Annotated in this window: 17 protein-coding genes; 7 read left to right on the top strand and 10 right to left on the bottom strand. The window is 68.7% G+C overall.

What is annotated here, in order from left to right:
• Window positions 1–26 precede the first annotated feature (26 nt).
• Both ACK4K7_RS07895 and ACK4K7_RS07890 read left to right on the top strand, forming a co-directional pair.
• Window positions 27–1295 (top strand): class I SAM-dependent methyltransferase, encoded by a 1269-nt coding sequence (locus ACK4K7_RS07895; RefSeq protein WP_431864974.1) that lies wholly within the window; start codon window positions 27–29, stop codon window positions 1293–1295.
• A 64-nt stretch (window positions 1296–1359) separates the two neighbouring features.
• Window positions 1360–2544, top strand: coding sequence for a serine hydrolase domain-containing protein (locus tag ACK4K7_RS07890; protein ID WP_431864972.1), 1185 nt, complete (start codon window positions 1360–1362; stop codon window positions 2542–2544).
• A gap of 22 nt (window positions 2545–2566) precedes the next feature.
• Here ACK4K7_RS07890 and ACK4K7_RS07885 read toward each other — a convergent pair whose 3' ends face one another.
• Both ACK4K7_RS07885 and purF read right to left on the bottom strand, forming a co-directional pair.
• On the bottom strand, window positions 2567–3274 hold the full coding sequence (locus ACK4K7_RS07885) for an SDR family NAD(P)-dependent oxidoreductase (RefSeq protein ID WP_431864970.1): 708 nt from the start codon (window positions 3272–3274) through the stop codon (window positions 2567–2569).
• Complete coding sequence (gene purF, locus ACK4K7_RS07880) at window positions 3274–4743, bottom strand: amidophosphoribosyltransferase (protein WP_431865220.1); 1470 nt, start codon at window positions 4741–4743, stop codon at window positions 3274–3276. Before purF ends, ACK4K7_RS07885 begins: the two co-directional genes overlap by 1 nt.
• Before the next feature lie 160 nt (window positions 4744–4903).
• Here purF and ACK4K7_RS07875 point away from each other — a divergent pair, with 160 nt between their 5' ends.
• On the top strand, window positions 4904–5404 hold the full coding sequence (locus tag ACK4K7_RS07875; RefSeq protein WP_431864968.1) for a hypothetical protein: 501 nt from the start codon (window positions 4904–4906) through the stop codon (window positions 5402–5404).
• Between the two features lie 6 nt (window positions 5405–5410).
• Here ACK4K7_RS07875 and ACK4K7_RS07870 read toward each other — a convergent pair whose 3' ends face one another.
• Window positions 5411–8002, bottom strand: coding sequence for a TonB-dependent receptor plug domain-containing protein (locus ACK4K7_RS07870; protein ID WP_431864966.1), 2592 nt, complete (start codon window positions 8000–8002; stop codon window positions 5411–5413).
• Between the two features lie 203 nt (window positions 8003–8205).
• On the opposite strand from ACK4K7_RS07870, the gene ACK4K7_RS07865 reads away from it, so the two are divergent.
• Both ACK4K7_RS07865 and ACK4K7_RS07860 read left to right on the top strand, forming a co-directional pair.
• The gene (locus tag ACK4K7_RS07865; protein ID WP_431864964.1) at window positions 8206–8688 is read left to right on the top strand and encodes a MerR family transcriptional regulator; all 483 of its coding nucleotides are present in this window, start codon (window positions 8206–8208) and stop codon (window positions 8686–8688) included.
• A 17-nt stretch (window positions 8689–8705) separates the two neighbouring features.
• Window positions 8706–10502 carry an acyl-CoA dehydrogenase C-terminal domain-containing protein gene (locus ACK4K7_RS07860; RefSeq protein ID WP_431864963.1) on the top strand — a complete coding sequence of 599 codons (1797 nt, stop codon included), beginning with the start codon at window positions 8706–8708 and terminating at the stop codon, window positions 10500–10502.
• Window positions 10503–10534: 32 nt separating this feature from the next.
• Here ACK4K7_RS07860 and ACK4K7_RS07855 read toward each other — a convergent pair whose 3' ends face one another.
• From ACK4K7_RS07855 to miaA, 5 genes are all read right to left on the bottom strand, one after another.
• Complete coding sequence (locus tag ACK4K7_RS07855; protein ID WP_431864961.1) at window positions 10535–11197, bottom strand: hypothetical protein; 663 nt, start codon at window positions 11195–11197, stop codon at window positions 10535–10537.
• Between the two features lie 44 nt (window positions 11198–11241).
• Window positions 11242–11649, bottom strand: a complete 408-nt coding sequence (locus tag ACK4K7_RS07850; protein WP_431864959.1) for a DUF4345 domain-containing protein — start codon at window positions 11647–11649, stop codon at window positions 11242–11244.
• Between the two features lie 143 nt (window positions 11650–11792).
• Complete coding sequence (locus tag ACK4K7_RS07845; protein WP_431864957.1) at window positions 11793–14852, bottom strand: TonB-dependent receptor domain-containing protein; 3060 nt, start codon at window positions 14850–14852, stop codon at window positions 11793–11795.
• Between the two features lie 158 nt (window positions 14853–15010).
• Window positions 15011–15991 carry a ketol-acid reductoisomerase gene (gene ilvC / locus ACK4K7_RS07840; protein ID WP_431864956.1) on the bottom strand — a complete coding sequence of 327 codons (981 nt, stop codon included), beginning with the start codon at window positions 15989–15991 and terminating at the stop codon, window positions 15011–15013.
• Window positions 15988–16917, bottom strand: coding sequence for a tRNA (adenosine(37)-N6)-dimethylallyltransferase MiaA (gene miaA / locus ACK4K7_RS07835; protein WP_431864954.1), 930 nt, complete (start codon window positions 16915–16917; stop codon window positions 15988–15990). Before miaA ends, ilvC begins: the two co-directional genes overlap by 4 nt.
• Here miaA and serB point away from each other — a divergent pair.
• Window positions 16910–17794, top strand: coding sequence for a phosphoserine phosphatase SerB (gene serB / locus ACK4K7_RS07830; RefSeq protein WP_431864953.1), 885 nt, complete (start codon window positions 16910–16912; stop codon window positions 17792–17794). The two genes, miaA and serB, sit on opposite strands and share 8 nt — an antisense overlap.
• Window positions 17795–17798: 4 nt before the next feature.
• Here the strand turns inward: serB and ACK4K7_RS07825 are convergent, their stop codons facing one another.
• Together ACK4K7_RS07825 and ACK4K7_RS07820 are read right to left on the bottom strand one after the other, a co-directional pair.
• On the bottom strand, window positions 17799–18116 hold the full coding sequence (locus ACK4K7_RS07825; RefSeq protein WP_431864952.1) for a hypothetical protein: 318 nt from the start codon (window positions 18114–18116) through the stop codon (window positions 17799–17801).
• A 57-nt stretch (window positions 18117–18173) separates the two neighbouring features.
• Window positions 18174–19202 carry an SPOR domain-containing protein gene (locus ACK4K7_RS07820; protein ID WP_431864950.1) on the bottom strand — a complete coding sequence of 343 codons (1029 nt, stop codon included), beginning with the start codon at window positions 19200–19202 and terminating at the stop codon, window positions 18174–18176.
• A gap of 188 nt (window positions 19203–19390) precedes the next feature.
• Between ACK4K7_RS07820 and ACK4K7_RS07815 the strand changes: the two genes are divergently transcribed.
• Window positions 19391–20113, top strand: a complete 723-nt coding sequence (locus tag ACK4K7_RS07815; RefSeq protein ID WP_431864949.1) for an AAA family ATPase — start codon at window positions 19391–19393, stop codon at window positions 20111–20113.
• The last annotated feature ends 6 nt before the right edge of the window (window positions 20114–20119 follow it).

Genomic DNA, 20119 nt, shown 5'->3' with positions numbered 1-20119 from the left:
CGCCGCGATCGTCGCATCACCCGGTCATGAACGCGCATCGGGGCCGTCACCTCGTCGCCGCAGACCGCGGCTTCACCACCGGAGGCGGGCCGCTCGCCCGGCTCGCCGCGGGCGGGTTCGAACGGCTGCTCCGGCGGATCGACGGCGCGCTGGTCGCGGGGCGGATCGAGGCGGTCCTTCCCGACGGGTCGCGCCGCCTGCTCGGCGGCCGCGCGGAGGGGCCGGCGCCGGTGGTCCATCTCCACAGCTGGCGCGCGCTCGTCCGGCTCGCCGCCTCCGGATCGGTCGGCTGGTACAAGGCGTGGGAGGCGGGCGAATGGTCGAGCCCGGACCCGGTGCCGCTGTTCGAGCTATTCATGCTCAACGCCGAAAGCATGGGCGAGACCGCACGCGCCAAGGGGATGTGGCGTCTCGTCAACCGCATCGCTCACCGTCTCCGCGCCAATGGCAAGGCGCGGGCGCGGCGCAACATCGCCCATCATTACGATCTGGGAAACGACTTCTACGCCGCCTGGCTCGACCGGGGCATGACCTATTCGAGCGCCGTCTTCGCGGAGCCGATAGCGGACGCGGAGCCCCTGGAGGAGGCGCAGGACCGCAAGATCCGTCTCCTGCTCGACCGCCTGGACCTGAAGCCGGGGGATCGGTTGCTGGAGATCGGCTGCGGCTGGGGGCGATTGGCCGAGATGGCGGCGGGCGAATATGGCGCCCGGGTGACCGGGCTCACTTTGTCCGCGGAACAGAAAGCCTGGGCGGAGGCGCGGCTTGCCGCGGCGGGCCACGCCGATCGGGTGTCGATCGCGCTCACCGACTATCGCGACGTCGAAGGGACGTTCGATGCCGTCGCATCCGTCGAGATGGTTGAGGCGGTCGGGCGGGAATATTGGCCGGACTATCTGCGGGCCATCGCCCGTGTGCTGAAGCCGGGCGGCCGTGCCGCGCTGCAGTTCATCTCGATCCGTGACCCCCTGTTCGACAGCTATGCCGCCAATGCCGATTTCATCCAAACGTATATCTTCCCGGGCGGCCTGCTGATCTTCGAGCCGCGCTTCCGGCGCATCGCGGAGGCGGCGGGTCTCCAGTGGAGCGACCGCTTCGACTATGGCCCCCATTATGCCGAAACGCTTCGGCGGTGGCGGACGCGCTACGACGCCGCGGTCGCGGGCGGGCGGCTCCCGGCCGGTTTCGACGAACCCTTCCACCGCCTGTGGCGCTACTATCTCATGTATTGCGAGGGCGGCTTCCGCGGCGGCGGGATCGACGTCGCGCAAGTCACGCTTTCGAAGCCTCGCTGACCGGAGCGCTTGCCGCCGGCCCGCCATTCTGCTCTTCCAGCTGCACCAAATTCCGGGGGATTGAATGACACGATCGCTGCTCAGCCTGGCCGCCGCCATGCTCCTCTCCGGCTGCGCGGTGGCGCCGCCGCCCGAGCCGGCGCTGAGCTCCGCCGACACCGCCCGCCTGCGCCAGGCGGGCGCGGAAGTGCTGTTCTGGAGCCAGGAGCAGCGCGACGCGAATTTCCGCACGATGGAGACGATCTTCCCCACCCGCATGATCCGCGCCGGTGGGCGGGCGCGGCCGCTGGCGCAGGGAGCGCCGCTCCCGGTGGACGAGACGATGATCGAGGAGTTCGTCGAAAGCCAGAATATTGCCGCCCTGATCGTCCTTCAGGACGGCCGCATCCGTCTCGAACGCTATGCCCGCGGCTTCACGCCGGAACAGCGCTGGACGAGCTTTTCGGTCGCCAAGTCGCTGACCTCGACGCTGGTCGGCGCCGCGGTGCGCGACGGCCATATCGCCTCGCTCGACGATCCGGTCACGCGCTACGTCCCGGAGCTTGCCGGATCGGCCTATGACGGCGTGTCCGTCCGCCACGTCCTCACCATGTCCTCGGGGGTGCGCTGGAACGAGGATTATACCGATCCGGCGAGCGACGTCGCCCGCATGTTCGCCGAGCCGCCGCCCGAGGGCATGGACGTGACCGTCGCTTATCTTCGCAAGCTGCCGCGGGCGGCGGAGCCGGGCACGCGCTGGAACTACAATACGGCCGAAACCAACCTCATCGGCGTCGTCGTCAGCCGCGCGGTGGGCAAGCCGCTCGCCCGATATGCGTCGGAGCGGATCTGGCGCCCCTACGGCATGGAAGCCGACGCCTTCTGGCAGCTCGACGAGCGCGGCCATGAGATTGCCGGCTGCTGCATCTCCGCGCGGGCGCGGGACTATGCCCGCATCGGCCAGTTCATGCTGGACGGCGGCCGGGCGGGGCGCCGCGACGTGCTTCCCGCCGGCTGGGTGGCGGAGGCGACCCGCCTCCACCATCCGGTGTCGCCGCGCGGCGACGGCTATGGCTATCAATGGTGGACGCTGGATCGCGGCTATATCGCGCGCGGCATCTTCGGCCAGTCGATCCGGATCGACCCCGAACGGCGTCTGGTCATGGTGACGCTCGGCGCCTGGCCCGCCGCCAGTGACGGACCGCGCTCGATCGCTCGCGAGACCTTCTTCCGCCATGTCGGTGCGCGGATCGAGCAAGAGGGGCGTTAAGCCGCTCCCGGGAACGCAAGGCTCAGGCGATTTCCAGCCGGTGGCCGGTCTCGAAGCCGGCGCGGAGCAGGTCGACGATCGCCTCGGCGACCGCACTCGGCGGTTTCAATGTGGTTGGATCCTCGCCGGGAAAGGCGCGGGCGCGCATCGTGGTGGCGGTGGCGCCCGGATCGACGATCGCGACGCGGGTGGCGGTGAGATTGCGCACCTCCTCGCCATAGCTCGACACCAAGGTCTCGAGCGCCGCCTTCGAAGCGCCATAGGCGCCCCAATAGGCCCGCGGCGTCCGCCCGACGCTGGACGTGACGGCGAGCAGCCGGCCGGCGTCGCTCGCCCTCAGCAGCGCGTCGAACCCGGCGATCATCGCCTGCTGGGCGAGCAGGTTGAGGGTGAGGAGCTTGTTGAACTCCTTGCCGTCGATCTGGTGGACCGGCGTCAGCGTGCCGAGCATCGCGGCGTTCAGCACAAGCACGTCCAGCTTCTCCCAGCGCTCGCGCACGGCGGCGGCGAGGCGGGCGATGCTGGTCCCGTCCGTAAGGTCGAGCGGCGCGATGGTGGCGTGGCCGCCGGCGGCGAAAATCCGCTCCTCCACCTGCTCCAGATCCTCGGCGGTGCGCGCGGTCAGCACGACATGCGCGCCTTCGCGGGCGAGCGCTTCGGCCGTGGCCGCGCCGATGCCGCGGCTGGCGCCGGTGACCAGCGCCAGCCGTCCTTCAAGAAATCCGCTCATTAGGCGTAGCGCTCCGACAGGAGGGCGAGCTGGTCGGCCGGCTCGCTCTCTTCATGATCCGTAAGGCGGGTCGGATAGTCGCCGGTGAAGCAGGCGTCGCAATATTGCGGCTGGGCCTCTTCCCGCACGTCCTCTCCCAATGCCCGGTAGAGCCCGTCGATCGACAGGAAGGCGAGGCTGTCGGCGTTGATGTAATTGGCCATCGCCGCGACATCCATCTGTGCCGCGAGCAGCTTCGCCCGTTCCGGCGTGTCGACGCCGTAGAAGCAGCTGTGGCGGGTCGGCGGGCTGGCGATGCGCATATGCACCTCCCGCGCGCCCGCCTCGCGCAGCATCTGCACGATCTTGAGGCTGGTGGTGCCGCGCACGATCGAATCGTCGATCAGCACCAGCTTCTTGCCCTGGATGAGCGCGCTGTTGGCATTGTGCTTCAGCTTGACGCCCAGATGGCGGACGGCGTCGCTCGGCTGGATGAAGGTCCGGCCGACATAATGGGAGCGGATGATGCCGAGTTCGAACGGGATGCCGGACTGCTGGGCATAGCCGATCGCGGCGGGGACGCCGCTGTCCGGCACCGGCACCACGAAATCGGCGTCCACCGGGTTCTCGCGGGCGAGCTCGGCGCCGATCTGCTTGCGCACCGAATAGACCGAGGAGCCGTCGACGATGCTGTCGGGCCGGGCGAAATAGACATGTTCGAAGATGCAGGGGCGGGGGCGCACGTCGGCGAAGGGCCGGTGGGAGCGTACGCCCTTGTCGGAGACGATGATGAGCTCGCCCGGCTCGACCGACCGGATGTAGGTCGCGCCGACCACGTCCAGCGCGACGGTCTCCGAGGCGAAGATGTAGGTGTCGCCCAGCCGGCCCATCACCAGCGGCCTTATGCCGAGCGGATCGCGGCAGGCGAGGATGCCCTCGCCGGTCAGGCAGACGAGGCTGTAGGCGCCTTCGATCTGCTTCAGGGCGTCTATGAAGCGGTCGAGCAAGGTGCGATAGCTGGACGTCGCGACGAGATGGATGATGACTTCCGTGTCCGACGTCGACTGGAAGATCGAGCCGCGGCGGTTGAGCTCCTTGCGCAGCTTCATCGCGTTCGAGATGTTGCCGTTGTGGGCGACCGCGAAGCCGCCCGAGGCCAGTTCGGCGAACAGCGGCTGGACGTTGCGCAGCGCCGTCTCCCCGGTCGTCGAATAGCGGACGTGGCCGATGGCGGAGCGGCCGGCCAGCGCGCGGATCACCGAATCCTTGTCGAAATTGCCGGCGACATGGCCTTGGGCGCGATGCGAATGGAACGCGTGCCCGTCCCAGCTGGTGATGCCCGCCGCCTCCTGCCCGCGATGCTGCAGCGCGTGAAGGCCGAGCGCCACCACGGCCGAGGCGGTGTCCGCGCCCCAGACGCCGAACACGCCGCACTCCTCGCGCAGCTTGTCGCCATAGGCGTCCTGATCGAAAGGATTGGTCGTCAACATGTCCATCGCCCGTCGCTCGCCCGTTGGGGCGCCATATAGGAAGGGGAGGGCGCCTTGTCGCCCCTTGTCCGTATTTTGCTGTGGATTAGGTTTGCCCTGCCACGGCCCGCCTGAACCTTTGATGGCCGGCGCGCATTCAGGGACATGAGAAAGGACCGTCATGAAACGCCTGTTGATCCTCCCCTTGTTCCTGGCCGGCTGCGGAACCGGAGACCCACAGGACGGCAACGCGACCGGCGCGGAGGCCGCGCAGCGGCAGGCCGTGCGCACCGCCGAGCTGACCGGCCTCTACGAAGGCGCGGCGCGCGGCGCCCGGCGCGATCAGCTGTGCATCATCGACCGGGCAACCGGGAACAGCCGCTTCGGCCTCGTCACCTGGTCGGAGGGCGATCGCAACTGCAGCGGTATCGGCCAGGCGGTGCGGGACGGCGGCACGCTGCGGCTCACCATGGCCGGCGACGAGCAATGCGTGATCGAGGCGACGATCGCGAACGGCACCGTCACCATGCCGGGCGAGTTTCCCCAAGGCTGCGCTTATTATTGCGGGCCGGGCGCGAGCATGGCGGAGGCGCGCTTCGAAAAGACCGGCGACACGGCCGAGGACGCGATGCGGGCCACCGATCTGGTCGGTGACCCGCTCTGCGCCGAATGGCCGGGCTAACGGCCGTCAGAAGGTCGCCGCCACCCGCGCGTAGACGAAGCGGCCGTTGAACCCGAACGGCGAGAAGCTGGAATAAGGCAGGAAGTAGTTGTTCGCGCCGAAGATCCCGCCGGCCGGCAGACGCGTCGGGTAGACGTCGAACACGTTGTTCGCGCCGATCGCCAGCTCGATCCCGCCGATCGGCTTCAGCCGGATTTCGGCGTCGGTGATCCAGCGCGGCTCCAGTTCGATGTCGGTGGGCGCGGTGGCGCCCGGCGCCAGCACCTTGCCATAGCGGTTGGTGCGGACCGTCGCGCCGACCGCGTTCAGATCCCAGTCGACGCCGAGATTGATCTTGCTGCGCGGCTGGCCCTGCTCGATGCGGAGCGATTCCTGCCGGCCGAACAGGGTGAGGCCCGGAAGCGTCGGCAGCACCGCCCGATCGGTGATGCGGGTGCGGTTGCGGTTGTAGCCGGCCGTCAGCATCAGCGATCCCATGCCCATGTCCGGGATGCGATAGGTGCCGACGATGTCGAGGCCGGTGGTGCGGGTGTCGATGCCGTTGATGAAGAAACGGGCGGAGGTGATGTTGTTGAAGCCCGCCTGCTGCAGCAGGGCGACGACGGCGGCGCCCTGGAGATTCTCGGTCACCACGATGCGGTCGTCGATCTTCACGTTGTAATAATCGACGGTGAGGTTGAAGCCGCCGCCCGGCGTCAGCGTGAGGCCGGCGCCGAAGTTCAGCGACTTTTCCGGACGGAGCGGCTGCGATCCGAGCGCACGGGCCACCGGGCTCGCGACCGGGAAGGTGCCGATCTCGACCAGCACCCCGTTCACGTTGTTGGTGGAGCTGGTGGCGAAGAATTGCTGCTGGAGCGAGGGGGCGCGGAAGCCGGTCGACACCGATCCGCGCAGCGAGCCCCACTGGACCGGCGCGAGGCGGGCGGCGACCTTGCCGTTCAGCGCGTCGCCGAAATCCGAATAATCCTCGTAGCGGCCGGCGACCTGCATCGTGAACCATTCGGTGAAGTCGGCGTCCAGTTCGGCATAAGCGGAATAGCTGCGCCGCGACGCGTCCACCTCGTTCGCCGGGCGGAAGCCGGGGAAAACCTGCGCGCCCGCGGGAGCGTTGAAGGGCGGGCCGGCGAACGGACCGGCGGCGTAGCTCTGGAAGTCGCCGGCGACGATCCGGTAATTCTCGCGCCGATATTCGACGCCGGCCGCGAACGACAGCTCCTGCAGGAAGCCCACCGGGATGCTGCGCTGGACGTCGGCGTTGACGACATGCTGGCCGAATCGGACGCCGCCCGCGTCGAACTGGCGCTGGCTGAGCTGGCCGCCGAAGCTGGTGTTGAAGCTGTTGGCGACGCCGAAGTCGAAAGCGTTGTGACCGTAGACCCAGGACAGGTCCCAGTTCCACCCGGCGGTGGCGCCGCGCACGCCGCCCGCCAGCGAATAATCCTCGATGACGCTGGTGATGAGCGGCAGGAAGCCGGCCGGGTAGAAGGGGACGAAGGTGGTGGTGGACGCGGCGAAGTCGCGGTTCCGCGGGTCGATGGCGCGGCGGTAGAAGCCGGCGCTCTCGCCCTGGCGGCTGCCGTAGCTCGCGAAGCTGTAGAACTCGATCTCGGGCGTAATGTCGAACCCGGCATTGAGGAAGAAGTTGTAGTCGCGCGTTTCGGCGTCGCCGTAGCGGTGGTTCAGCCGGTCGAAGGTGAATTCGCGCGCGTCCGACAGGCCGCCCACCGTCGGGAATTGCCGCCGCGGATCGTAGCCCGCGCGGTTCGTGAAGTCGCGGTCGCGGATTTCGCCGGTGAGGTTCACATAGCCGGTCGCGCCAATGGCGGCGCCATAGGTCGCGGCGAAGGTCCAGGTGTCGCCGTCGCGGGCGCGGCGGTCCCGGCCGGTGGTGGTGAGCACGAAATTGCCGTCGGCGTCCACGGCCGGTTCGCCGTTCGCCTGACGCTGGACGCCGGTCACTTCGGGCACGCCCTCGAGCGAGCTGTGATAGCGGCCGAACGTCATCTGGGCGCGCCCGCCCGGCTGGCGGCGCAGCTGGATGTTGATAACGCCGGCGATCGCGTCCGAACCGTAGAGCGAGGAGGCGCCGTCGCGCAGCACTTCGATCCGCTCGATGGCAAGTGTCGGAATGGCGTTGAGGTCGACTGCCGCCGAGCCCCGGCCGACCGAGCCGTTGATGTTGAGCAGCGCCGAGGTGTGGCGGCGCTTGCCGTTCACCAGCACCAGCGTCTGGTCGGGCGAGAGGCCGCGAAGGGTCGCGGGGCGCAGCACGTCGGTGCCGTCGGTGATCGACGGCTGCGGGAAGTTGAAGGAGGGGACGAGCTGGTTCAGCAGCCGGTTGACCTCGGTGGTGCCGGTATTGACCAGCGCATCGGCGGAGATGACGTCGATCGGCACGGGGCTTTCGGCGAGCGTCCGGTCGGTCCGGCGGGTGCCGGTCACCACGATCAGCTCGCCGCTCGCGGTCTGTTGCTCGATCGCATCGGTGGGAAGCGCGGGCGGTTCGTTGATGCCGCCTTGCTGCTGCGCGGCGGCGGGAGCGACGAGCGCCGCGGTCGAGAGGCCGGACAGAAGCACGAAGCGGGTAAATCTGGTCATTTTGAACCCCCTGCGAATCGAGTGACAGTGTCCCCGGCAGGGATGATGCTGCGGTTTTCCGCAGGGGGAGAGTCCCTAAATGACGCGCTGCAAAAAAGACGTCAGCATGTGACCATATTGTGACACTCTGCTGCTCCTGGGTTTGGGCGCGAAGGAGCCCCCGGCATTGACGTTGACGTGAACGTAAACTATGGATCGCGGCCATGTCGAACTCAGCGCTCCACTCCGATTTCTCGACCCCCGATCCGAGCGGCAAGAGCTACACCATCACCGATTTGTGCGAGGAATTCGGCGTCACGGCGCGCGCCCTGCGCTTCTACGAGGATGAGGGGCTGATCTCGCCCAGCCGCCATGGCCTCTCGCGGGTCTATTCATGGCGCGACCGCGCGCGGCTCGCCTGGATCCTGCGCGGCAAGCGGGTCGGCTTCAGCCTGGCCGAAATCCGCGAGATGATTGATCTCTACGACATCGGCGACGGCCGCGCCGCGCAGCGCCGGGTGACGATCGAGAAATGCCAGGCGCGGGTCGATCTGCTGAAGAAGCAGCGTGTCGACATCGACGCGACCATTAACGAGCTTGAGCGCTTCATCGACATGGTGGAGGCGGCCGACAAGGGCCTGCCGCTGCCGCCGCGTTCCGAAGCCGGCGCCGGCGAGCGCGCGCGCCGCGCCGCCGCCCGCAAATAGCCCTCAAGGAGAGCCGAATGCCCAGCTATACCGCCCCCGTCCGCGAGACCCGCTACGTTCTCGAGCAGGTGATCGGGCTCGACCGCTACGCCAACGTGCCCGGCTTCGAGAATGCGACGCCCGACATGATCGAGGCGATCCTGAACGAAGGCGGTCGCTTTGCGGCCGAAGTGCTGGCCCCGCTCAACCGGATCGGCGACGAGGAGGGCTGCACCCGGCACGATGACGGATCGGTGTCGACGCCGCCCGGCTTCAGGGACGCCTGGGACCAGTTCGTCGCGGGCGGCTGGACGACGCTGTCGGCACCGGAGGAGTTCGGCGGGCAGGGGCTTCCGCAGGTGGTCGGCACCGCCATCACCGAATATCTGCTGTCCGCCAACCAGGCGTTCGAAATGTATCACGGCCTGACGCAGGGCGCGATCGCGTCCATCGTCATCAAGGGCTCGGACGAGCAGAAGCAGACCTATCTGCCCAACATGGTGTCCGGCAAATGGACCGGCACCATGAACCTGACCGAGCCGCATTGCGGCACCGATCTCGGCCTCCTCAAGACCAAGGCCGAGCCGCAGCCGGACGGCAGCTACAAGATCAGCGGGACCAAGATCTTCATCTCCTCGGGCGAGCACGATCTGTCCGAGAACATCATCCACCTCGTCCTCGCCAAGATCAGCGGCGCGCCGGACACGGTGAAGGGCATCTCCCTCTTCATCGTCCCGAAATTCCTCGTCAATCCTGACGGCAGCCTCGGCGCCCGCAACGGCGTCCATTGCGGCTCGATCGAGGAGAAGATGGGGATTCACGGCAATTCGACCTGCCTCCTCAACTATGACGAGGCGACCGGCTATCTGGTCGGCGAGCCGGAGAAGGGGCTGGCCGCCATGTTCATCATGATGAACGCGGCGCGGCTCGGCGTCGGCCTTCAGGGTCTCGCCCAGGGCGAGATCGCTTATCAGAACGCCGTCACCTACGCGAAGGACCGGCGCCAGGGCCGCGCGCTCGTTCCGGACCAGCGCGATCCCGACGCCCGCGCCGACGCGATCATCGTCCATCCCGACGTGCGGCGCATGCTGATGGAGGCCAAAGCGTTCAACGAGGCCGCCCGCGCGTTCATCCTGTGGGGCGCCCTCCAGGTCGATCTGTCGCGCAAGTCGGAAGACGAGGCGGAGCGCGAGGCGGCGATGGACATCATCTCGCTGCTGACTCCCGTCATCAAGGGCTATCTCACCGACAAGGGCTTCGAGACGGCGGTCAACGCCCAGCAGATCTATGGCGGCCATGGCTATATCCGCGAATGGGGGATGGAGCAGTTCGTCCGCGACGCGCGCATCGCCCAGATCTACGAAGGCACCAACGGCATCCAGGCGCTCGACCTCGTCGGCCGCAAGCTCGGCCAGAATGGCGGACGCGCGATCCAGGCCTTCTTCCGCATCGTCGCCGACGAGGTGAACGACGCCAGGGGCAATGAGGAACTGAAGGATTTCGCCGCCGCGCTCGAAAAGGCGAACGGCGACCTGCAGACCGCCACGATGTGGCTGATGCAGAACGGGCTCGCCAACCCCAATCATGCCGGGGCCGCCGCTTATCCCTACATGACGATGATGGGGATTGTCTGCCTCGGCCTGATGTGGCTGAAGATGGCGAAGGCGAGCGCCGCGGTGCTCGCGAACGGCGCCGAGGATGCGGACTTCCACCGCGCCAAGCTCACCACCGCCCGCTTCTATGCCGAGCGCATCATGCCCGACACCGGCGCCCTGCGGCGCAAGATCGAAGCGGGCGCCGACACGATCATGGCGCTCCCGGCCGAAGCCTTCTGAGCAGGGAGGGGGCGGTTTCCGGCCGCCCCCTGTTACTCCACCCGGAACTCGGTCACGACCAGCCGCGCGCGCCCGCTGGCGAAAGCGCCGTGGCCGTAGCCGTCACCGCCGCCCAGCACGAAGCCGACCTCGTCCGCATGGGCCAGAGCGTCGCGGAAGGCCGCGGAGTTGCCATGGGCGGTGGAACGTTCAAGCGCCGTCCAGTTGGCGGTGAGCGGCGCCACGATCACATGTTCGCCGCGCTGCATCGGCTTCGAGGCGAAGGTGCCGTACCAGCGGTAGGTCTCGAACCGGCCCGCGGCGCTCCAATTGTCGCCGCGGCGCTGGAAATAGGGCGTCAGCAGCGCCTCCCATTGCGGATAGCCGCGCGGGGAGATGCGCACTCCGGGCGCCGCTTCGATCCGGTAGCGCATGACGATGCGCGATTTGCCCGCGAGCGAGCCGTGGCGGAAGGTCACATAATGGACGCTGCCCGGCGCCTGCGGCAGATCGATATGCCATGCGCCGTTGCGGCCGGGCGTCGGCTGGAGCGGCATGCCGCGCGAGTGGTTGCGGCCGTTGATGATCGGCCCGATCGTCCACTCGCTCGCGGCGACGTTCGCCGCCGCTTGCGCGTTGGCCGGCGCGGCGACGCCGCAGGCCGCGAGGAGGATGAGGCCGCCGGCGGCGGCGCGGATAGGCTTCAGGATCGTCATGGAGCCCGGTTAGCAGAGTCCGCCCTTCTGTAGGCTGAACCCTTTCAGCCGCCCGAGCGCGCTGCGGCGATCCGCCGCTGCCAGAGCACCAGAGCGGGGACCACCGCCAGCTCCATGGCGAGGCCGAACAGATGGCCCGGGCCGGGGACGCCCGCGACGGCCAGTGACAGCAGCCTTCCGAGCCCGCCGACTACGACGATCGCTCCCAGCCCGGCGAAGATGACGCCATTACGCTCGATGCGCGGAATGGCCGCGAGGAAGGCGAGGCCGATCCCGAGCAGGAGCCCCGAGAGGTAGCGCATGTGGCTGTCGAGATCGGTCGCAAGCGGCGGCTCGACTCCCGTCAGGAAGGCGCCGCCGGTCGCGACCCCGGCGCCGCCCGCCAGGATCGGCACCGCAGCGGCCAGAGCCACCGCGCCCTGGAGCAGCCTTCGTTCGTCCGGCCTCGCCATTCCATCCCTCGAAGTCTTCGGATGGCATCCGGCTTGGGGGATCGCAGCGCCTGCCGCAACCGGCGGAGTCGCGAAAAAGAAGGCGGGCAACCCCGGGAGGGGCGCCCGCCTTCACCTGTCAAGGGGACAGGAACTTTAGAATGTTAGAAGCGGATGCTCGCACCGACCTTGAAGTAACGGCCCATCAGGCCGTCAAAGTAGGTGATGCGACCGCCGCCGCCCGGCGCCGGGTAAGGCGGCCGGGTGTCCAGCAGATTGTCGACGATCAGCCGGAAGCCGAAGCGTTCGTTGACGTCGAACGCCAGCGTCGTGTTGACGAACATCACGTCGCCCACGCCCGGGATGTCGCGGTTGTTCTCCGCCTCGTCCGGGTTGAACAGCGCCGAACCGATATACTGGAGCTGCGTCAGCCAGGAGAAGTTGTCGTTGCGATAGGTGATGTTGGCCGTCGCTTGGTGGGGCGAATAGCCGATCGAGTTGCGCAGAGTGGTGATGTCGCCCTGGCCGACCCGGTACTGCAGCCGGTCGATATACATGTAGTTGAGGCCGAGGTTCACCGAGCTGTCCGCTCCCAGGAAGGGGGTGGGCAGGCGATAGGCGACTTCGCTGACCAGGCCGCGGAACTGGCGCGAGGCGGCGTTGGCATAGCCCGTCCGGATGAACGGGATCTGCCCGTTGGCGTCGCGTTCGAACTGGTTGCAGACCGCCGCCGGGAAGTCCGGCGCGTCGTAGCAGGCCTGTAGCGTCGAGGTCGCGTCGAGGCTCTGGATCGCGCCCTGGAGCGAGATGTCGATCCAGTCGACCGAGGCCGTGAAGCGCGGCAGGAAGCGCGGGCGGAGCACCGCGCCGATCGTCCAGCTGTCGGCCTTTTCATTGTCCAGGTTCGGATTGCCGGCCAGCTCGCCGCGGGTGGTGAAGTCCACGATGTTCGACTGGAAGTCCGGACCCAGGCCGTGCGCGAGGCAGTTCGCCTGCCGCCGTGCCGGATCGGGTCCGGCATTGCGGAAGCGGCTGTCGCACGGATCCTGCGCGGTGGTGAAGATCTGGCTGGTCGGGTTGAACAGCTCGGTGATCGCCGGCGCGCGCACCGAACGGGTGAAGTTGCCGCGAACGGTCAGGTCGCGGACCGGCTGCCAGGTCGCACCCGCCGTCCAGGTGAGATCGCCGCCCGCGTAGGAGTGGTCGATATAGCGGGCCGCGCCGTTCAGCTCCAGCGAATGGACGAGCGGCAGGGTGGTGCCGCGGCCGAGCAGCGGCACCGTCAGTTCGCCGAATACTTCGTTGGTGCGGAACGATCCGGACACCGGGTCGATCGGGATCGACCGGCCATATTGATTGCGGCCGCCGTTCGGATCGGTGGGGTCCGCTTCGCCGAAATAGAAGGCGCCCGGATCGAAGGTGGAGGATTCGCGGCGATGCTCGACGCCGAGCGCGAAGCCGACCGGACCGCCCCAGATGTCGAACAGCGATCCGCCGACGGACGCCGTCCCGACCCACTGGTCGTTGACCGCCCTCGGATCGGCGATCGTCGTGATATAGTCGATCGCCGCGCGGCTCACTTGCTGGCCGAACGGATTGAACGGCACGCAGACCGAGCTCAGCGTCGCGATCGAGGCGTTCTGGTAGCCGGGAGCGCAGACGATGTTGCCGCTGGCGTCGCGCACCGCGTTCAGCGCATTCTCCAGATTCTGCTGGACGACGACCCGCTCGCGGCCTTCGGTCGCCGAGCGGCCGTAGACGCCGACCAGTTCGAACTGCAGGTCACGACCGAACGCGTCGAAGCTGCCGTCGATGCCGAGCACGTAGCGCTGCAGCTGCACTTCCGAATAGCCGAGGCCGGTCGCCAGATCGGTGTTGGCGCGTCCCAGATAGAAGAAGTCCTGGCTCGCGAAATCGCGGTTCGGGTTGTTCGCCAGATTGTCGGCGATGATCGCTCGCGCCTGCGGCGTCAGGAAGGGATTGTCGATGCTGATGATGAAGTTGCCGTCCGGTGTTCCGGCATCGTCGAACAATGCGGTGTTGTAGACCGGCTGGTCGCGCAGCTGGGTGCCGCGGCTGTTGGCGTACCAGGCCTCGCCGAACGCGCGCAGGCGCGGCGTCAGCTCGAACTGGGCGAGCGCCGCGCCGAGATAGCGGCGGACCGGGCTCAGAAGGTTTTCGGGGAGCGAGAAGCCGCCGCCGCCGTCGAAATTGATGATGTTGCCGGTCTGGCGGCCGAAATCGAGCGGCACGAGGTTGCCGCTACGGTCGAACACCAGCGGGTTGCCCTGCGCGTCGACGACGCTCGGCTGATAGCCGCCGAAGCCGGCGGCCTGGCCGGGGGAGAGCGGGAAGAAGTCGCTGACCAGGGGCGCGCCGAATTCGGCGAGCGCCGGGATGCGCCGGTCCTGGATCAGGACGTTGCGGAACTCCGACTGACCGAGCGGGCTGGTGAAGAAGCGGCTGAGGCCGCGGCCGGGGCGCTGCGTGCCTTCGAGGCCGCTCGCCTCGTTATACTCGCCCGCCACGGTGATGTTGCCGCGGCCGCCGGCGAAGTTGCGGCCGACGATGCCGCGGATGCGGTAATCGGGCGCGTCTCCGAGCTGGGAAATGCCGTATTGGGCATCGATCTGTGCGCCGTTGAAATCGCGGCGGGTGATGATGTTGACGGTGCCCGCGATCGCGTCGGAGCCGTAGATCGGCGCGCCGCCGACGGCCACCGTCTCGACCCGGTCGACCAGCAGCGTCGGGATCACGTTGAAATCGACCTGCGAACCGGCGCCCGTCGGGCCGAAGATCGAGGCCGTGTTGGAGCTGACGAAGCGGCGGCCGTTCACGACGGTGAGCGTGCGCTGGTCGCCAAGGCCGAAGAAATTGATGAAGGTCTGGCCGGATCCGAAGGCCCCCGCCTGACCGCCGACGCGGTTGCCGCCCGGAACGCCGAACGCCGGCAGCTCCATCAACGCCTCGCCGATATTGGTTACGCCGCGCATCTCGATCTGCTCGTTGCCGAGCACGACCGCCGGCTGGGCGGTGTCGAAATTCGCGCGCGGAATGCGCGAACCGGTCACTACGATCGAGTCGGCCGACGCGTCCTCGACGGCGATCGGCTGCGGCGTGGTCTCGTCGATCCGAGTCTCGGTCTGTGCCTGGGCGGGAGCGGCGACGGCGATCGCCAGCGTGAACAAGGATGCGGATGCCGCGACCCTGTGGCGGATGGTCATGTGTGGAAATCCCCTCGGAGGAACGGAAGGGCTCCCACCTAGGGCGGGTCGGCGGGTGTCAATACCTAGGGAAATCCATAGGTTGGTTCGATTAGGACGCTTGCTGTCGCATTTCTGCAACATACGGTAATGCTACGGGAAAGCCCGCGGCGTCCGCTTCAGTTCGGACGTATTTCCCGTAGCTTGCGTCCAACCTCTTCGATCGGATGAGAAGATGCCTCGCGGCGGGAGGCGCGGAGCTTCGGATAGCCTGCCGACGCGTCGGCCATCAATTCGGCGACGAAGCTTCCGTTCCGTACCTCGGCCAGGATGTGCCGCATCTCGGCCCGGGTTTCCGGCGTGACGATCCGGCGGCCGCCCTGCAGTGCGCCGAATTCGGCGGTGTTGCTGATTGCCTCCCGCATGCCCGCAATGCCGCGAGCATAGATGAGATCGGCTATCAACTTCACCTCCGTAAGGCACTCGAAATAGGCAACTTCGGGTGAGAAACCCGCGTCGACCAGAGTTTCGTAGCCGGCGTGGATCAGCTCCGGGATCGCGCCCCACAGCACCGCCTGCTCGTTGAACAGATCGGCCTCGCATTCCTCGGCGAAGCTGGTGGGGAGGATGCCGGCGCGGCCGCTGCCGAGCGCCGCCGCATAGGAAAGGGCGAGCGCCTCCGCCGCGCCGGTCGCGTCCTGATGGACGGCGAACAAGGTGACGAGACCGCGGCCCGCTTCATATTCGCTGCGAAGCGCCGAGCCGGGGCCCTTGGGCGCGACCAGCACGATGTCGAGGTCCGGGCGGGGCGAGATCAGGCCGAAGCGGATGCTGAGACCGTGGGCGAACACCAGCGCCGCGCCTTGGGGGAGGTTGGGCTTCAGCGCGGTTTCCCAGATCTCGGCCTGGCCATCGTCCGGCGTCAGCACCGCCGCGACGTCGCAGCGCGCGGCGGCATCCTCCGGCGTCGCCACTTCGAACCCGTCAGCCTCGGCCCGCGCGCGGCTCGGCGCGCCTTCGCGCAGCGCCACGATCGGCGGGGCGCCGCTGTCGCGCAGGTTGAGCGCCTGGGCGCGCCCCTGATTGCCATAGCCGATCACGGCGACCCTGCGGCCGCGGATCAGCGAGAGGTCGGCGTCGCCGTCAGTGAACAGCTTCATGACAGCCGCGCTAGGACATCGGGGAGGGCGGCGCAATCGACCTCCGCCTGCCAGCGCGGCCATGCTGCCGGCGGTTGGTGGCGAAACCAGGTATATTGGCGCTTGGCATAGCGGCGGGTGGCGGTGCGGCCGGCCTCGAGCGCCGCCTCCCGCGTCAGCTCGCCCCGCACATAGCCGGCGATCTCCCGCACGCCGATCGCCCGCATCACCGGAAGGCTCGGCGGCAAATCTCGCGCCAGAAGCGAAGAAACTTCTTCAAACCCTTCGTCTGACATCATTTCTTCGAACCTTCGGTCACATCTCGCGTGGAGCCAGTCGCGCGGCGGCAGCAGGATGAGCGGCACGAGATCCACCGCCTCGCCGATGCCGCCCACACGCTCTGTTTGCCAAGCCTGGAGCGGCCGCCCGGTCGAGCGGACGACCTCGAGCGCGCGAGCGATGCGGGAGGTGTCGGCGGGGTTGAGGCGGGCGGCGGCGTCCGAATCCTCGTCGGTGAGATGGTGATAGGCCTCTTCGGTGGTCAGCGCCCGCACTTCCGCCCGCACCCCGGGGTGGATGTCGGGCACCGGCGCGATGCCGTCGATCAAGGTGCGAAGATAAAGCCCCGTTCCGCCGGCCAGGATCGGCAGCCGCCCTTCGCCATGGCAATCCGCGATCGCCCGCCGCGCGTCCTCCGCCCAATCGGCGGCGGAGCAGGGCCGGGCGCCGTCGCGATACCCGTACAGGAGATGCGGCGCGCGCGTCTCGTCCTCGGGGGAGGGGCGGGCGGACACGACGCGCAGGTCGCGATAGACCTGCGCGCTGTCCGCGTTGATGACCGCGCCGCCGGTGCGTTCCGCCAGCGCCAGCGCGAGCGTCGACTTGCCGCTCGCCGTCGGCCCCGCGATAAGCGCCAGCCTCGGCTTCGAAGGAGCAATTGTGTTCATCGCGACCCTGATAGCAGCGGAACGGCTGTCGCACGGCGAAATTTCGGCGGCGGAGGACGCGCTGGCGACGGCGGGAATGCCCGCCACGGATCGCGCCTGGATCGAGGCGGAACGGGCCTGCGACCTCATGTTCGCCGGCGATCCTATTGTCGCGCGCGGGGCGCTGGAAGGCCTGCTGTCCGGCGTCGACGTGGTGGTGCAGCCGGAGGCGGGCCGGCGCAAGCGGCTGCTGATCGCGGACATGGATTCGACGATGATCACCGTCGAATGCATCGACGAGCTTGCCGACTATGCCGGCATCAAGGCCGAGGTGGCGGACGTCACCGAACGGGCGATGCGGGGCGAACTCGACTTCGAGGCGGCGCTCGACGCGCGCGTCGCCTTGCTCGCCGGGCTCGACGCCGGAGCTATCGACCGCTGCCTCGCCGAGCGGGTGCGGCCGATGCCGGGCGCGAAGGCGCTGGTGCGCACGATGCGGGCGCACGGCGCCCACACCCTGCTCGTGTCGGGCGGCTTCACCCGTTTCGCCGAACCGGTCGCGGCCGACATCGGCTTCGACCGCGCGATCGCCAATGTGCTCGAAAGCGAGGGACGTCGGCTGAGCGGCACCGTCGCCCGGCCGATCGTGGGCGCCGAGGCGAAGCGGCGGGCGCTGGGCGATGCCGCCGCGGCGCATGGCCTCGCTCTCGATGCGACGCTCGCGGTGGGGGACGGCGCCAACGACATTCCGATGATCGAGGCGGCGGGCCTCGGCGTCGCCTACCGCGCCAAGCCCAGGACCGCGGCCGCCGCCGCGGCGCGCATCGACCACAACGATCTCGGCGCGCTCCTGTTCGCGCAAGGCTATGCGATGCGGGAGTGGGCGGCGGAGGACTGAGCGTTCAGGCGGGCCGGCTCATGTCGGCGGCGATCGCCGCGAGCGCGAAGGCGGCGGAGCGCGCCCCGCAGTCGAACTGGATGGCGATGCCGTCGGCAGAATGGGCGCGCACCCGCCCCTCGATCGTGCCGGCTTCCGGGTGGCGGAGCTCGACGGTACCCCCGATTTCCGGCCGGCTGTTCGTGTCGAGCAGGGCGCCGCGGGCGGAGATTTCGCGCAAAGCGGCCGGCGCCGGCGCATCGGCGATCAGAACGCACATCGGCCGGCGCCGCCAGCGCGACGCCATTGCCGCCGATCTGCTGAAGCCGCGGTGCGCGCCCATGAATATCTCCCCCTTTTCCCTGTCTCAGGGACCTAAAGGAGCGGCGCAAAAAAAGGGTTAAGGCGCGACCGTCAGGCAAGCTTCGCCCGCGGCGCGGACGGCGGCGCAGAGCCGGTCGGCGGCGGCGCGATCGGAAATGGGGCCCGCCTGCAGCCGGGTAAGGGCGCCGGCGCGCTCATAGCGCGGCTGGAGACCCGACAGCGCGCCGACCCGGCGGCTGACATTTTCCCACTGGCGGCGGGCATTGGCCTCGCTGCCGAACGCGCCGAGCTGGATGCGCCAGCGGCCGGCGGCCGGAGCCGGCGCGCGCGTGGCCGGAGCCGCCTGGGCGGGAGCGGGCGCCGCCGGGGTGGGCGTCGGCGTCGCGGCCGGAGCCGAAGGCGGCAGCTCGGTGCGCGCGATCGGCGGCTGCGCGGCCGGAACGCGGGGCGTCCGCGAAGGGGTCGCGGCCGGGGCGGGCGGGGCCGGGGGCGTCGCCGCCGCCGTCTGTGCCCCGGCGCGGGGCAGGGCCCGGGCCAATGTCGCGCCGCGCTGACGGTCTTCGGGGCTCAAATGGGTCTCCATCTGGCGCAAGCTGTCGGCCGCGGGCGGAAAGCCCTGCGCGGAGGCGGAGGTCATCAGCGCATAGGCGCGCGGCCAATCGCGTTCGACCAGGTCGCCGTTGAAATGCGCGGTGCCGAGGATGTACTGCGCCTGCGGGTCGCCGCGATCGGCGGCGCGGCGGATCCAGGACATCGCCTGCTGGCGCTGGCCGCCCTGGAACAGCATCATGCCCAAAATGCCCTCGGCCTGCTCGTGCCCCTGCCGCGCGGCGCGCTCGAACCAGTTGCGGGCCAGCGCCGGATCGGCGGGAACGCCGCGGCCCATGCGATAGGCCTGGCCCATGTTGAACTGCGCGTCCGCGTCGCCGCGGTCGGCGAGCGGCCGCCAGTGGCGCACCGCCTGCTCGTAATTGCCCGCCTGCCAGGCCTCCACGCCCTGCCGCACGCTGGGATCGAAGCCGGCCTGGGAGAGAGCGGCGCCGGCCGAGAGGCAGGTCGCCAAGGCGGCGGCCACCAGGCCGTAGCGGCGGACGGAGCGGTTCATGGCGTCATTCCCCCACGGATGAAAGCGAGGCGCGGTGCCTAGCCGGAAACTGTTTAACGGCCTCTTAGCATAGAATTCAGCGGCTTGGTCAACGTGCCCGGGCACGGGCGAGCGCCGCCTTGTTAACCAGATTTTAGCGACATCGGGTGCAATCCGGCGGCGAAGCTTCGTGAGCCGAGGGAAAATTCATGCGGGTATTGGCACTGTCGTCGCAAAAGGGGGGATCGGGCAAGACGACCTTGTCCGGTCACCTCGCCGTCCAGGCGCAGCGCGCCGGACATGGCCCGGTCTGCCTGATCGACATCGATCCGCAGGGCTCGCTCGCCGATTGGTGGAACGAGCGTGAGGACGAGATGCCCGCCTTCGCGCAGACGACGGTGGCACGGCTCGGCGCGGACCTCGAAGTGCTGCGGCAGCAGGGGTTCAAGCTCGCCGTCATCGACACGCCGCCGGCCATCACGATGGCGATCCAGAGCGTCATCCAGGTCGCCGAGCTCATCGTCATCCCGACCCGTCCGAGCCCGCACGACTTGCGCGCCGTCGGCGCCACGGTCGACCTGTGCGAGCGGGCGGGCAAGCCGCTCATCTTCGTGGTCAACGCGGCGACGCCCAAGGCCAAGATCACCTATGAGGCGGCGGTGGCGCTGTCGCAGCACGGCACGGTCGCTCCCGTCACGCTCCATCACCGCACCGACTTCGCGGCGTCGATGATCGACGGACGCACGGTCATGGAAGTCGATCCGAACAGCAAATCCGCCAAAGAGGTGGAGGAGCTCTGGTCCTACATATCCGACCGGCTCGAAAAGAATTTCCGCCGCACCGTCTTCTCGGCGCCCGGCGCCGGCTTCGGCGCCGCCCATCCCATGCAGCGTCCCGCCGGCGGCTTCGGCCGCCGCGTGGTCGGCCAGTGAGGGAGG

The sequence above is a fragment of the Allosphingosinicella sp. genome (genome assembly GCF_046295735.1).
GTDB lineage: Bacteria > Pseudomonadota > Alphaproteobacteria > Sphingomonadales > Sphingomonadaceae > Allosphingosinicella.
The sequence above is the reverse complement of the archived record's forward strand: the minus strand, read 5'-3'. Positions and strand labels throughout refer to the sequence as shown.

Coding starts and splice junctions, on each gene's coding strand:
- ACK4K7_RS07890 (WP_431864972.1), top strand. CDS start 1,360: ATGACACGATCGCTGCTCAGCCTGGCCGCCGCCATGCTCCTCTCCGGC.
- purF (WP_431865220.1), bottom strand. CDS start 4,743: ATGTTGACGACCAATCCTTTCGATCAGGACGCCTATGGCGACAAGCTG.
- ilvC (WP_431864956.1), bottom strand. CDS start 15,991: ATGAAGCTGTTCACTGACGGCGACGCCGACCTCTCGCTGATCCGCGGC.
- ACK4K7_RS07845 (WP_431864957.1), bottom strand. CDS start 14,852: ATGACCATCCGCCACAGGGTCGCGGCATCCGCATCCTTGTTCACGCTG.
- ACK4K7_RS07885 (WP_431864970.1), bottom strand. CDS start 3,274: ATGAGCGGATTTCTTGAAGGACGGCTGGCGCTGGTCACCGGCGCCAGC.
- ACK4K7_RS07865 (WP_431864964.1), top strand. CDS start 8,206: ATGTCGAACTCAGCGCTCCACTCCGATTTCTCGACCCCCGATCCGAGC.
- ACK4K7_RS07855 (WP_431864961.1), bottom strand. CDS start 11,197: ATGACGATCCTGAAGCCTATCCGCGCCGCCGCCGGCGGCCTCATCCTC.
- ACK4K7_RS07815 (WP_431864949.1), top strand. CDS start 19,391: ATGCGGGTATTGGCACTGTCGTCGCAAAAGGGGGGATCGGGCAAGACG.
- ACK4K7_RS07895 (WP_431864974.1), top strand. CDS start 27: ATGAACGCGCATCGGGGCCGTCACCTCGTCGCCGCAGACCGCGGCTTC.
- ACK4K7_RS07870 (WP_431864966.1), bottom strand. CDS start 8,002: ATGACCAGATTTACCCGCTTCGTGCTTCTGTCCGGCCTCTCGACCGCG.
- ACK4K7_RS07875 (WP_431864968.1), top strand. CDS start 4,904: ATGAAACGCCTGTTGATCCTCCCCTTGTTCCTGGCCGGCTGCGGAACC.
- miaA (WP_431864954.1), bottom strand. CDS start 16,917: ATGAACACAATTGCTCCTTCGAAGCCGAGGCTGGCGCTTATCGCGGGG.
- ACK4K7_RS07850 (WP_431864959.1), bottom strand. CDS start 11,649: ATGGCGAGGCCGGACGAACGAAGGCTGCTCCAGGGCGCGGTGGCTCTG.
- ACK4K7_RS07820 (WP_431864950.1), bottom strand. CDS start 19,202: ATGAACCGCTCCGTCCGCCGCTACGGCCTGGTGGCCGCCGCCTTGGCG.
- ACK4K7_RS07825 (WP_431864952.1), bottom strand. CDS start 18,116: ATGGGCGCGCACCGCGGCTTCAGCAGATCGGCGGCAATGGCGTCGCGC.
- ACK4K7_RS07860 (WP_431864963.1), top strand. CDS start 8,706: ATGCCCAGCTATACCGCCCCCGTCCGCGAGACCCGCTACGTTCTCGAG.